Source organism: Candidatus Wallbacteria bacterium, assembly GCA_028687545.1.
GTDB lineage: Bacteria > Muiribacteriota > JAQTZZ01 > JAQTZZ01 > JAQTZZ01 > JAQTZZ01.
Genome location: JAQTZZ010000003.1, coordinates 40,221 through 55,997, shown reverse-complemented (window position 1 = coordinate 55,997; position 15,777 = coordinate 40,221). Strand labels below are relative to the sequence as shown.

The 15,777-nt window shown below is 50.4% G+C and carries 2 protein-coding genes; both read left to right on the top strand.

Annotated elements, in window-relative coordinates:
* The first annotated feature begins 5 nt into the window (after positions 1-5).
* Positions 6-1,667, top strand: a complete 1,662-nt coding sequence (locus tag PHW04_02000; protein ID MDD2714646.1) for a carboxypeptidase-like regulatory domain-containing protein — start codon at positions 6-8, stop codon at positions 1,665-1,667.
* Entirely contained in the window at positions 1,664-15,766 is a 14,103-nt protein-coding gene (locus tag PHW04_01995; protein MDD2714645.1) for an Ig-like domain-containing protein, read from the top strand. The genes PHW04_02000 and PHW04_01995 overlap by 4 nt, the downstream gene beginning before the upstream one ends.
* The last annotated feature ends 11 nt before the right edge of the window (positions 15,767-15,777 follow it).

Below are 15,777 nucleotides of genomic sequence, written 5' to 3'. Positions count from 1 at the left end.
GCTCGATGAGAACCCGGATCAAGATACTGATGACTATCACGGCTGCCACGCTCTCGCTGATTTTTCTGATCGGCTGCCACAATGATAATACCTCAGTGCTCAACAGCATGGTGGCTGACAGGAATCTCGGCGCCACAGTCGGGGCCGTCGTTTTCACAGGAACCGTGACTGCCGCTGTCTCCAATGCTCCGGTCTGCAATGCGCTGGTGATCCTGACCGACGGCATCACAAAGCGCGAGACCAGATCCATTTACAACGGGTTTTATACATTCGAAGGGCCTCTGGCAGCCAAGACTTATACCCTGCGCGTGGAAGCCAGCGGGTTCAATCTCTATGAAAAATCCGTGCTCATCGATCAGACCGGCCAGTCCAATGTGATGCTGACTGAAACTTTCGGCCTGACCTCATCCAAGGCAGGATCAGTCAGCGGCTATACCCTGGACGGATTCGGCAAAGGCATTCCTGAGGTGAAGGTGACACTTGACGGCCAGACAGCCTATACCAATCCGAACGGCTTATACTTCTATGCCAATGTAACCTCTGGAAACCACACCCTGACTTTCTCTTTAGACGGCAAGACCTCGAAGAGCCTGCCTGTTTTCACCTATGGGACTGAGAGCTATGCCAATGCTACGCTTGTGATGGAAAACGACTATTCGGAAGTAGCGCTTCAGATTCTGGATGCCAACAACAGCAACCCTGTGGAAGGCGTGCAGGTGATCATCGAAGGGTCGGATGTAGTGATCGATTCATGGTACTCAGACAAGGACGGGATGGTCTACATGGCCAGCCTGGGGCCGAAAACCTACAACCTGCTGTTAAAAAAAGACGGCTATTACCAGAAATCCGACAGCCTGAATCTGACAGCTGCAGGCGGCGAAACTGTGAAAGTGATCCGGATCCAGCCTTATAAGGCCACTCTGGCCGGCCGCGTGACAGACCCGGCTACAGGACTCGGGCTGGAACAGACAGACATCACTGTCAAGGACGGCTCCACTACTACCAAGTCAGACTCGCAGGGCGATTTTCTGCTGATGAACATCCCGCCGGGTGAGCAGACTGTCCTTTTCCGGAAAACAAATTTCGAGACACTCAGCATGGACCTGAAATTCCTGCCCAAGGAAGACAAGACCAAGGTTGAGGTGAACATGGTGAACAACAATCCCTCATCCAAAGTGGAGGGCGAATTCTATACTTCCAGTGGCGGCAAATATGCCTATCTGACAGTGGACAAAACTCTGATCAGCCTCAAGCTCTTACGGATGGTCAAGCTTCCGGAAGGTACCAGCACCACTACCACAGGCGGCACCGGCACCGGAACTTCAGGCACGACCGGGACCCAGGAGACCTCAACCACCAAGGAAACCACCACTACCACTGCCGCAGGCCTGGATCTCTCCGAATACACGGAAGTACCGATCGATGTTTCCAGCAGATTCACACTGATCGGCTATCGCTTTACCGTGGACAGCCTGTTCTCAGGCATTTACAAGATCAAGTGCGAATACGTGGAAACTGTCGGCACTCCTGCCAGGGTCAATGGCGACTATCGCTATAACCAGTCAGGTACTGACTACTTCATCCTGGAAGAAGGAAAAACCATGACAGTGCCTGTAATCATGACCCGCTACACAGGCGGCACAAGTACAGGTGAGGTGACACAATGAGCAGAATCCGGAGTTCAATCAGCCTGCTGCTGTTCATCCTGCTGCTGGGCTGGGCCCAGGCAGCAATGGCGGCATTCACTATTGATGATATTACAGTGGAGACACCGATAGATGGCGCTATCTTCTATACAACAGAAGTCACAGCGCACATCACTGTGGATTGGTCTGGTGGCACAGGTGGCACCAGAAATGTAACTGCTTACGTCGGAGCAGCAGCACATACTCACACTTCATATAATTTCAGCACTTCATCAGGGACCCATTCTTTTGACATTACAGTGTCATGCGTAGGCGGGCTCAATCAAACAGTCCATGCCGATGTAGACGGGAGCGGATCAAAAGATTCTACTGATTTCTACACAGCACAAAAGATAAATATCAAATGGGCAGATGTGAGCAACTGTACAGTGACCAGTCCTGCCAATGGAGCAAACCTATACGCTACAGCGAATAATGTGGTCTGCAGCGTGACATATGATACTAATGGAGTAGCAGGAGTGACTGCTGAAGTCTACGCTTACATCGGCACACATGAAGCACATATCACACATACATTTTCCGGCACTTCAGGGACAGACTCAGGCATTACGATCCCCGTAAACTGCGTCACTGGTGTCAACCAGTATGTCAAGGTGCTGTGCAACGGGACATACAGCAATGCGACTGCGGTAAAAATCAACATTTATCCTGTGACCGACTGCCAGGTCTTTTCTCCGACTACTGGATCTACTTTTTATACCCAGGAAATTACAGTACAGGCCAGAGTGACGGTTTTCGAGGCCTGCACACGATCAGTGACCGCTCTTGTCGGAGCAAAATCCGGTGTGGTTTCGCACGTTTTCGCAGGTGCAGGGACCGAAACTTTTCCGATCCTGGTGAGCGCTTGCGCAGCAGGAACAGCCCAGGCAGTCAAAGTTACTGTCGACGGGCTTGATTCAACCGTGCTGCATGCTCCGGCACCGACCATCAATATTTATACAGTAGCCCCGACGAGTGTCACGATCAACAGTCCGACAAATAACGCGATTTTGTATACAACTGAAATCATTGTGACCTGCGAAGTGGATTCCCCTGGTCCGTTCTTAGATGCGACAGCTGAAGTCTTTGCCACTGTCGGGACAAAGTCAGGGTCTACTGTCTGCGTTTTTACCAGTGGGCATCAAATAGCTACTGTCGAAGTGCATAATTGCCTGACAGGTCCATCTCAGACAGTCTCTGCCACCTGCAAAGGCGTAAGTGCCACCACAAAAAAAATCACTATTTATGCAGTGACTGACTTCAAGATTTTAAAGCCTGATAATGGCTACCTGGCCCGTTCCAGTGAAGTCATACTGACAACAGAGATAACAATCAATGCGCCGGATACAGTCACAGTCGAAGCTCATGTAGGCACAAAAACCGCCTATGCTTCACGCACATTCGGCGCAGCCGGGACTTACACCTTTCCTGTCACAGTGGAAGGCTGCGTGGATGGAACGTCCCGTGCCTTTTATGCCTCTGCTGAAGCATTTTTAGACGATGAAGGCTGGACCATGGATATTGACGGCACTCCTCCTGAAGTCCAATCAATCGAAATAACCTATCTTGACCCTGATGAAAACACAGTAGTCACAATCCTTAATTCACCTTACGCCACCAATAACCTGGTAGGTCCTGTTGGCAAAGATCCAACTATGGAAATCCGGATTTCGTTCAAGGACGCGCTCCATCACGACGCAACGGAATCTGATTACCTCTGCGATCTGGGGACTCTGACCACAGCACCCCAGGGGATGCCGCTCGAGGGACCTACCGGAGGATGGTACGAAAAGTACTGGTACCCGGTTAATATTCCGGCCAACAAAATCGTTAACCAGAGGGTAACCATCAATGTCCCGGATGACTATGCCGGAGCAGATCCGCAGCACATATACACTACAGTCTTTTTCACCCTGATGGTGAACAGCACTGCGAAAGGCGTGAATCACATTGATGTCACATCCCCGACAGACGGTTATAAAACCCGTTCCACAGAAGTCACGGTGAACGGTTCAGTTACAGTCGACAGGGCAGCCACTTATGAAGTCATCGCTTATGTCGGAAGCTCGAGCGGCAAGATTTCTCAGCATTTTGACATCGGCGTGGACGCGGTTTCGATCCCTGTCCACTGCACAGACGGGAACAGCCAGGAAGTCAAGATCAGCGCCGGCGGTCATGATTCAGCAACAGACAATCCTATGGAATGGCAGCCGCATGTAGGTATCGACTCCTTAGCACCTGTGATCTCTTCGATCGAAGTACGCTGCATGGGTAAGAGATGGCAGATTACCAGCCCCTATCTGTCAGGCAACTCGGTGGGACCAGTGGCTGCTACAGGTACCATGGAGATCAGGGTCAGATTCAGGGACGACAATACAGATGAAACTTCCACAGGATACATCTGCGATCTTGGGTCTCTGACAATCGCACCGACCTCGCAGACAGACCAGGAAGCAGACTCCATTGTCAGATCCTGGTATCCGATCTCGATCGATCCCGGCAGAAGCTCTCCCCAGGCAGTGATCATCACTGTTTCAGATTATATTCCAGGGATCAAGCCTGAACGCCTTTCCTCTTCAGCCACTTTCACACTGCAGGTGGACAGCATCTCGCCTGTGGTAGATTCCATCACAATCTACAACGACGACTGGGGCTGGGACAATCAGTCCATGAGATCCTGGCCTCTGACAACGCCGACTACGCCGGCCTATCTCAAGGGCAAGAATTCCCCGCCATATGCACCGAATGGAGGCTCGCATTTCAGGATCCAGGTGTCTTTCACAGAAGACAATATCTCCCTTGACCAGAATGATTATTACCTGGACCTCCAAAACATCATAGTCAATGCTACTCATGAAGCTGCCGTTGTTCCACCGACTGTGGCCTCGACCAAAGGCACCATCATGTTTGACAACAACTTTCAGGTAGACACGGTCGGTGTTGCAGCAGGCAAGACCATTACACTCTATATCACTGACAAGGCAGGAAACGTCCTGGAAAAATCCTACTACAATATCATGATTGACGATACTGTACCTGATTTCAATTGTCTGGTATTCTCGAACACCACCAAGAGCCTGTCTTTCGACACTTCGGAACTGGCAGCCAGCCAATGGCCTGCCATTTACCTGCCTGCAGGCGACAATTTCCAGGTCACCTTTTATTATGACGATGCAGGCAACCAGAGCGCCATGACCGATTCAGACATCATACTGGACCTGGGAAACATTGGATCAGACAGTTCAAGTCCTAACACCATCTCCTCAGACTATATGGCCACTTTCACCAATAAAAAAGTATCAGTAGGAAGCCCGGACGCTAACAATGGAAGAATTCTAGTCAGGCTGATGGATGCTGCCGGAAATCATACAGTCACCCCTTATTCTTCAACCTGCGTCACAATTGATACCACTCCGCCTGTGATCAATGATGTAGTGGTCACGCCTGAACTGATCGGCCTGACTGCTAAAGCGATCATAGACGCCAAAAACCCGACCATAGTCGTTGATTCAGGATCGTATTTCAAGAAAAACACCACTTTTGAAGTCTGCGTGAATTACATTGAGAAAAATTCATACCTCTATGCTTCACCCAAGATCGGACCTGCACCATCCTATGACAGCTTTTTCAACCTGTCCAGCTCAATGGGCAATAAAACCGTGGAAGTACTCGCTTCAGACCCGGTTTCCCAGAAATGCAATGCCACTTTCGAAGTCAAAGGAGGCCTCCCTGCAGACGGAGATTATGAACTGACTTCAACAGTCACTGACAGGGCAGGCAATCAATGTGAAAGCACTTTTGTGATACACGTGGACTCAGTCAAACCAAAAATGACTTTCATGCCGACTTACTTTTTCAATCATCTGGACGGCTCGCTTCAGAAAGATCAGTCTCCAAATCCAAACCCTGTTACATATTTGTCAGGCCAGGATCCCATCCCCATGTATACAGGATTCACCCTGAATTTCGACGAGCCTGTATTCATAGGGAGCGGTACGCAGACCAATGCCGCACCTGTGCTGCCTTCGATCAGCGCCTCAAATCTGTTCGATTTCCTGAAGCAGGATGACGTCTTGATCTCCAGTGAAAAAGTCGAGTCAAAGGATCCCAATCCAATCAATCTTTTCTCAGCCACCTGGAAAGTAGGGGACACTTCTTTCTATGGCTCATCGGTAGAAGTGTTTGATTACTTCTCTGCCGGTCCGTCCTACCTGGATCCTAACGCCCATTATACTCTGGGTGGAGTAGTCAGCGGAACCATTATCGACAGGGCAGGCAATGTGATTGACAGCGATTCGCTCACAGCTACAATGTTCACTGCTCTGACTGAACCGACAGTCGAAGCAATTGTTGAAGAAAATGGAGTGAATTACACTGAAAAAAATGGAGTTTACACAAACACCTCAGGCCAGACCAAGCAGTTCTTCAATCCGGACATCAACGTTAAATTTCTCTTTTCAGAGCGCATGGACAAGACAGGAGAGCTGAACAGCCTCTGGATCAGCCTTTACAACAATGGCGGCTATCAATGGTATCAGCTGACCACAACAGCGGAAACCGTGCCTGGAATCGGAGGGCCTCCGCTCGACAATTCTTATTACATGCAGGATCAGAGCAATGACGGCAAAACAATAGTAGTGCTTGATTTCAACAACAATCTGTTCAAAATCGGCGGAGTCTGCTCGATCATGCTGGCAGGCAAAAACAAGCAGACCAATCTGGCGGATGTGCCTTATGCAGGACCCAACTCATACAATGACGGTGGCCCGGAAGCATCCGATCATCCGACAGTTCTGCCAGGCATTGTAAGCTTAGCCGGAACCTCTATCTTCTCCAGATCATTCACTTTCAATGTGATCAAGGATGTGCCGCATGTCCTGACCACTGATCCGCTGGCTAATCAGACAGGCGTGGACAGGACCACTGAAGTTCCGGTAAATTACGCTTCCACTGAAATCACAATCTTTTTCGATTCGCCGCTGGATTCGCATTCAGTGGAGACTAAGTGGGGATGCAACAGTGTCAGGCTGTTCAAATGCAGCCATGAAGTCAGCCTGGACAATGAAGTCTTAGGCACAGTGGAATATCAGTATGTTCCGAACGGATTCCTGTCGCCATACAGGGTAGTGTTCCACCCAGCCTCCTATCTCGCCTTTAATTCAGATTACACATTCAGCTACAGCCACGCCATCCGGAATCTGAACGGGGTGCCTCTCTCTTCCAGCCCGGACTACTCTGGTGAAGCAAGCCTGGTATCTTTCAGAACTGTCTCTGCGACATTTTCTGACACCACCAGACCGACCATAACTTCAGAGACCTCGATCAGCCCGCAGCACAATTCAGTGGAAGTAAACACAAACTCCGCAATTTACATCGATTTCAGCAAAGTCATGGATGCAGCCAGCCTCAGGACTGCTGTCATAGTGAAAGACAGCGCTGAAAACGAGGTGATAGGGCAGCTGAACTATCAGGACCCGGCTGTCAGACCTGGTGCAGCCCATGAACTGAGCTTTATCCCCACAGGCGGATTCAAGAATACTGAGATCTATTCAGTGGAGGTCAACAGCAATGCCAAGGACATCTGGGGAAACAGCTTTGACAGATACCTGAACACTCCGGCCCTGGAACCCCTGGTCTTCAAATTTGCCACTCCCGGCGCTGCGCCCTGGGTGATAAGCACCAATCCCAGCAATGGCACCACAGAAGTTAACCGGACCAAAGAAGTGGTGAGTTTCACTTTCAGCCACGATATGGATCCGACCTCTGTGTCCCAGGGACTTCAGGTAGCCATCTTCTATGGAGGCAGCCTGGAACCCCTGAAAACCAGCCAGCTCAACTGGCCTGCAGTCCCTGCCAAAACATTCACGCTCGAAGTCGAAAACCCTCTGCCTTACGACACGACCATTTACCTGATCGCTCTCAACAACTGCAGAAGCGCCCAAGGGTCCAGAATGAAATACAATCCGACCTTCTCCGCCACTTTCGAGACGGAAAGCGAAGGCACCCACGACATTACCCGTCCCACCTGGGATGGAGACCTTGTCCCGCAGGCGCAGTCCCGCACCACTCCTTATCCTGGAAGCACGGAAGTAGCGATCGCCAGTTCGGTTGAGATCGCTTTCAACAAATCCATGAATGAAGCTTCGCTCAGTCCGTCTTTCCACCTGATCGACTCTGAAGGGAACATGGTCAGCGGAAGCCTGGTCTATACAGACAGCCCCAACCATCTGCTGAGCTTCAAGCCAAGCTATAGTTTCCAGGAAGCCGAGCAATACACGGTCGAACTGATGAGCTACAAATCCCCTGAAAGCATAGGATATGCCATAGACCTGAGCGGGAATTCCTTTGATGCCCTGCTTACCACCGAGACCATGGAAACGCTGACTTACGCATTTAATACCCATGGCAGCAAACCAAAGGTCCAGAGCACAATCCCTGCGGATGGAGCAAACAATGTCTCCAACAATATAGCGACAGTGGAGATAGTCTTCGACCACATGATGGATACCGCAACTGTAATTAATTCCATCCGTGCATTTTATGACTCCCAGGAGATTCAGGGTTACGTTGATTACACTGCTTCACCTACCAATGATTTCATGTTCCATTTCCTGAACCCGCTTCCCTATAACAAGAACATCAGCATCAGGGTAATGAGAAACTGCTGTTCCACCAGCGAAACCAGGATGAAAGATGATGCAGTGATCACTTTCACTACCGAAAACAACCCGGTCAGCGACACAGTTTCCCCCACCTGGATCAGCAGGATCGATCTGACCCATACTCCCAAGTGGTACAGCGAGACGTCGCCTTCCATCAACAGTATCGAAGTGGCTGTCACCAGCGAAATCCATATTTTCTTCACTGAATCCATGGATGAAGCCAGCGTGTACAGGGCTTTCCATCTTTACGACCCAAACACCCAGGAAGTCGGGGGTACAAAGTTGTATCTGGACTCTTCCGAGAACAGCTCAACCCATGAATTGATTTTCAGGCCTTACGAAAATCTGGCGGAACTGGTCAGCTATAAAATCCAGTTTGACAGTGTAGCCAATGACCTCAGCGGGAATCAATTCGACGCCTATATCACTACCGAGGTTGCAAAGGATAACCTGGTCTACAATTTCACCACAGGCAGCACTCTGCCACATGTGATCAGCACCTGGCCTGCCGATGGAGCGATTGATGTATCTCACCTGAACCTTTTCAACCGCACCCAGACAATAGAAATCAGATTCAGCGAGCCCATGAATCCGGATGTGACTAAAACTTTCATCGGCGCTCAGCTGCAATATCAGACCGATGTATGGCAGTTTGTGACCGCTGAAGTGACATGGAACGCTGCGAAAGATATTTTTTACCTGCACCCGAAAAATCCGCTTCCCTATAAAGACACTGTGCGGATGATTGTTTCCAGAAGCTGCGAGTCAGACGACGGGGAAAAGATGCCGGATAAATACTGGTTCTCGTTCACGACTGAATCGACAGCTGAAACACAAATTCCCACCTGGGTCAGCAGTAGAACAATACCTTCCATGGACAGTACTGAAGTATCATTAACCGATCCCATCAAGATCTTCTTCAATACATCCATGCATGAAGCCAAGCTGTATATGGCCGCCTATCTGCAGGACTACGACGGCCATGTAGTGGCAGGCGACAAGGCCTATCTGGATTCAGGCGAGAACAGCTCGACCCATGAACTGATTTTCACGCCTTATGTACCACTCAATCCTCTTGCCCGCTATACTTTCCACATAGACACCAACCCGGGCGCTGAAGATTTGAACACAGACAACTTCACCAGCAATGAGGCTTTTTCCGGTAATGCCGCCATTCCGCTGACTCTCAATTTCACCACCAGCAGCCCCCTGCCCCATGTAGTCAGCACATTACCCGCGGCTGGTGCTATAAATGTAACCAATGAAATCACAGTGGAGATCAATTTCAGCCAGTCCATGGAAACTTCCACAGTCAAAAACAACATCAGCGCCCAGCTTCAGGATGGAAACGGCATCTGGCAAAACCTGAGTTCTGAAGTGAAGTGGTTGCCTTCGACTCTCACGAATGCGAAGAAGTTCTATCTGCAGCTGAAAAACCCGGTTCACTATGAGAGCCTTGTGCAGATTTCGATTTCACAAAACTGCAGGTCCATTACCCCGGATCTGATCAGGATGCCGGCTGACTATGTCTTTACTTTCACCACTGAAAAATCTTCGGATAATGCTATACCAACCTGGGTCAGCAAGGCCGATCCTGCTCATAATCCTCCCTGGTATAGTGAGACCTATCCCTACCAGATTACCGAAGAAATCCCGATCAACAGCTCCATCAGAATTTTCTTCACCAAATCCATGAATGAAGCTTCTCTTTACAGCTCATTCACGCTCCAGGAGCAGGACGGACCTGGAGTCGCGGGCAGCATAGCCTACCTGGATTCAGGAGAAAGCAGTTCCACCCATGAACTGATCTTCACGCCCAGCATAGACCTGAAAGCCAATACCGTCTATGTCTATACTCTGTACACCAATCCGGGAGCAGGAGACCTGAACGGAAATTTCTTCGACGCCAACCGTAACACTGATCAGTATGACAGGCTGCAGAACAGCTTTACCACCGGCGCAAACCGCCCGGTTGTGATCAGCACAGTCCCGGCAGACGGCGCAATCAACGTTTCACACCTGCTCAGGACAGTCGAGGTCAATTTCAGCCAGCCCATGGACACAGAGAGCGTGGCCGCAGGGATCTATGCCTCCTGCGACAGCCAGCGCCTCCAGTCCGCTGTAAGAGTTGCCACTACTACTAAATTCTACCTGCTGTTCACAAACCCACTGCCCTATAACAAACCCATCACAGTCACAGTGCTGAAGTCCTGCCTGCGCGACACTAATGAACTCGGCATGAGTTCTGACTATGCCTTCACCTTCAATACCGGTACTTCCAGCGACATCACAATTCCAACCTGGATCAGCAGTGTCAATCTTGCACATTATCCACCCTGGTATACTGCGACCTCTCCCTACCAGATTACAGAGGAAATTCCTGTTACTGCCGAAATCCACGTTTTCTTCACCAAATCCATGAATGAAGCCAGTCTCTATAATGCATTCACGCTCAGAGAACTGAACAGCACTGAAGGCACCCAGGAATCTTATGGTCCGGAAGTTGCAGGGACTATGACTTACCTTGATTCAGGAGAGAGTTCTTCCACTCACGAGCTGATCTTCACGCCAACCCTTGACCTGAAACCAGACACTGCCTTTATCTTTATCGTAAATACCAATCCAGGCGCTGAAGACCTGAGCGGAAATTTCTTTGACAGCAACCGCAACACAAGCAAGTATGACCCGTTGCAGATCAGTTTCATAACCGGGGCAGCCCGTCCGCTTGTGCTCAGCACGATCCCTGCCGACGGTGCCACCAATATTTCCCATCTGCTCCAGACAGTTGAAGTCAATTTCAGCCAGCCCATGGATGTCGCAAGCGTGGCAGCAGGGCTCTATGCCGTCGCGGACGACCAGCACCTCCAGGCCACTGTAATAGCGGCTACTACAGCTCCGGTAACAAAATTCTACCTGCTGCTCAACAACCCCCTGCCGTATGGCAAGCCAATCACTGTCACAGTAATGGCGACCTGCCAGCGCGCAGACGGTGAAGTCCGTCAGGACACGGATTTCCTGTTCACATTCATTACTGAAACCGCAAGCGGCTCTGATACAGTCAAGCCGACCTGGGACACGGTTCTAAGTTCCCCCCTGGACGGGTCGGTTGAAGTCTCCCCTGATGCCAACATCTATATCTATTTCACCAAACCCATGGATGAAGGCAGCCTGTATAAAGCCTTCCATCTGCTGGACAAGGATTCCAATGAAATCACAGGAACCCTGGCCTACCGCGGCAGCGGCGGAGCGCACAGCAATGAACTGGTCTTCAACCCCTCCTATGACATGACTGCAGGAGTGAAGTACCAGGTCATCATCGAAAATACCGCCAAGGACCTCTCAGGGAACCTGTTTGATGGAATCCCCAAGACAGTTCCTGCGGACGGCCTCTCGCTCGTATTCTACACTACAGGAGTCAGCCCCTGGGTGCTCAAGACAATCCCGACAGACGGGGCAATCAATGTTTCCCACCTGCTCGGTACAATTGAAGTCGATTTCAGCCATCCGATGGACCCTGCGAGCATCAGCACCGGACTGAACGCCAAGGAACTGATGCCTGTGATCCTGCCGGGTACCACTAAGGAAACCATCATAGAGAACAGTCTGGCCTGCAATCTCACCTGGAGCGGGGATTTCAAGAACTTCTATCTGCTGCCCAGAAATCCGCTGCCATACAACTCCACCATCGAACTCAGCATCGGCTCCAGTTGCACAAACTCCAGCGGGAACAGGCTGCTCCAGGACTATAGTTATCATTTCAAGATTGAAGCCTATACAATACCCGACACTCTCACGCCGACCTGGGTCAGGGACTATACGACACCCAGCCCGGACTCAGTCGATGTAGCTCTGAGTTCAGACATTGTGCTTTACTTCAACAAGACCATGGATGAAGGAAGCGTATATTACGGCTTTTCTCTCCTGGACAGCCAGGAAAACCAGGTTGGAGGCACTAAAACCTATCTGGACACCGCAGGAGCACATCCCCATCAGCTGACCTTCCATCCCAGCAACACCCTGCAACCTGGCGAACAGTATAAAGTGCAGGTCGCGACAGGTGCCAAAGATCTCTATGGCAACAATTTTGATGGCTATACCAATACCATCAAACTTGACACCCTTACATACTACTTTTACACCCTCGGCACTCTGCCTGTGGTCAAGGTCATCAGCACCAGTCCGTCCAGTGGGGCAACAAATGTCAGATACACGCTCGACAGCATCGAAATCGTGTTCAATCACAACATGGACGCAGCAAGAGTTCTTACCGGCATCACTGCCAGCATGCTGACCGCCAATGCTTCAGGTACCGGTGAAGTTCTGGCCAGGCTCAACACATCCGTGACTTACAATCCGTCGGACCTCACCAAATTCTATCTGAATCTGGTGAATCCGCTGCCGTTCAATAAGGACATCTATGTAAAAGTGGCCAATTCCTGCAGAGATGTGAGCGGAATTCCATTGATCAGCGACTATCCATTCTCCTTTAAAACTGAAAACCTCCCTGATCCGGACCAGATGCCACCTACTGTGAACGGAGTCTACCCGCAGAACGGCTCCCTCAACGTAAGCCTTAACAGCAAGATCCTGATCTATTTCAGCGAGTCAGTGGATGAGACAACCGTCAATTCCAGCACCATTTCCCTGACCAACCAGAGCAATGTTCCGATCAATGCGTTCTATCACTATTTCGACCAATACTCATCGGGACTCCATGTGGCGGAGCTGACTCCAATAGTTCCGCTGGGCGGCACCCAGACCTACAAAGTGACGATCAATGAAGACGGGGTCAAAGACCTGGCAGGAAACGGCTTTGACGGCGATCTTTCCAGTACGCCTCTGGACGAGTATATCTTCAGTTTCCAGACAACTTCCCAGAATTTCCCATATGTGGTCTCTGTTGCTCCGGCCAATGAAGAGACAAACGTTTCCAGCAGCGAAGTGATTGTCGTTACGTTCAGCAAGGCCATGGATATGACAGTGACGGGAAATTCCTTCAGCCTGGTCTCCAACACCGGAGAAGTGATCACAGGCCAGAAAACATGGAACACATCCCAGACTGTGCTCACCTTTGATCCAGACACAGGTGAACTCATCACAAATTTCTACTATACAGTCGTTGTCGGCAGCAGTTCCAAGGACACACTGGGCAATACAATGCAGAGCATGTTCACCTCGCGATTCCAGACAGGAACTCCGGTCGTGACTACAGTCTACCCGCAAGTCGTTCTAACCATCCCGGATAATTACCTGAACACGGTTCCCACATCATTGACTGAGATCATCGTGCAGTTCACCAATACCATGGAAGTGGATTCATTGAACACGGCAGGCACTTCCTCGGTCATGTTCACCAACAGCTCTGGAACCATCATCCCGATCTCGATCAATGAACCTGTCGACACCAAGGAAATCAGGATCACTATCCTGACCACTCCTCTCGCGGAAAACGAGACTTACAACCTTAAAATCATGGCAACAGTCTATGACGTCAATGGCCATAAGCTGGACTCTGATGGTGACGGCCTGCCCAACCTTTCATATGAATACTACAGGCTGCAGTTCAAAACTGTGGGAGGCGTCACAGCAGCAGGTCTCAGCCACACCATTCCGCCAAGCAGAGCGTCCAATGTCAGCATCGACACTTCAATTCAGGCTTTCTTTACTTCAGACAACGGAATCGGCCATATCATCAAGCTGTATAAAGGCAGTCTCAGCGGACCCGAAATCTCTCCAAAATCTCCCCTCTCCTATATCGGAACCCTGCGGCTGGAAAAGTTCATTCCACCCACTCTGGAATACAGTACAAGGTACTATTTTACAGTCGACGGCGGTTCTTCGATCAGCAGCGGCGATCCATACAATGACGGTCCTCTTTATTTCACCACAGAGTCTGACAACCAGCCTCCTGTAGTGGAAACCGTTACTCCGGTGGAAAATGCCACCAGTATCCCTCTGACACAGGAAATCAGCATCAAATTCAGCGAAGCAATGGATCAGGATTCCATCTCAGAAGATACGATCACACTGACCAACGGTTCCCGCCTGATACCTGTTCAAAATTTCAGCTATGATCCGGATACAGTGACAGCTGCTTTCAGTCCTTTCCCGTCCCTGGTCAACGGCATCAGATACACTGTCACAGTCAAAGCTTCCTGCAAAGACCTGGCTGGCAACAGCATGAGCGATGATTACTCCTACAATTTCACCACTGCCGCCAATTGTGCAAATCATGTGCTGGAAGCCTTCCCGCTGCCGGGAGACGGTACCACGCTGATGATCTATCTGAAAAAACCGACTGCATATCTGAGCTCTCCACATCAGCTGGTGATCTGGCAGACCGGAATGTCGACCTCAGAGGTAGTCCCAACTGTGCAGCTTACAGGTTCGAGCAGCAATATCTTCAAAGGAGCATATCACCTGAAAAGCAGCTATCCGGGACTGGGCATGATCAAAATGACTGACAGCGGCCGGACAGTCTCAATGTATTTCGTCTATGAAATGAGCAGTTTCAAGACAGGTTCACTCGCGAGCCCGGACAAACAGGCCCTTCTTTCCTATCTGACAGAGGAGCAGGCAGCGATCGTCTGCTTCCAGGATTCGCCCCTGAACACTCCTGCTTCAGGAGCTCCCTATGAAGGGGAACTGGTTCAGACCGGTTCAGCTTACTCTTTCTATTTCCCTGCAGCGAAACCAGGAGTTCTGAAAATCGAAGCCTCTGACTCGCCGCGTTCCGGAATTTATTATTTTGCGAATGAACGCTGGAACTTCCTCGGCCGCAATTATGCAGGCGGTTCATTCAGCGCGCCTGCCTCGCAAAGCGGCAAATACGGACTGTTCGAGGACACCAAGGCTCCCAGGCTTCTGACTGAAGCCAAGCCGGAATACAAGGAAAAGATCAACGAAATCGTCCTGAAAGTCGCTGAATACGGTTCCGGAATTGACGAGCGCTCCAGCGAAGTCACGCTGGATGGAAAACCGCAGGTGATCCGCTACGATGCGGCAGCTGGAGAACTGACTGTAAGATTCGGAGAATTTCTCGGAAACGGGGACTATCAGCTGCAGTTCAAACTCGCTGACAAAGCAGGCAACCAGAATCAGCTGGCTCCCACCAGATTCGCAGTGAATCTTCCTTTCAGTCTGAACACGTTCCAGGTGTTCCCGAATCCTGCCACAGATTTTCTCGCAGTCAGGTATTCACTTTCCGGAACTCCGGAGTCAGCAAAACTGATCATCTATGACTCTTCCGGAAAAAAAGTAAAAACACTCGATCTGAGCGGTTCGAATGGAATGGAGCAGTTCGACCTGGTCGGCAGGAAGGGCAACCCACTGGCCAATGGCGTGTATTTCTATCGCTTTGAAGCAGTGCGGGACGGAGTCAGGCTCAAGTTCGAAGGAAAGTTCTCGATCCTGAAATAACTAAGCGAGGT

Coding starts and splice junctions, on each gene's coding strand:
- PHW04_02000 (MDD2714646.1), top strand. CDS start 6: ATGAGAACCCGGATCAAGATACTGATGACTATCACGGCTGCCACGCTC.
- PHW04_01995 (MDD2714645.1), top strand. CDS start 1,664: ATGAGCAGAATCCGGAGTTCAATCAGCCTGCTGCTGTTCATCCTGCTG.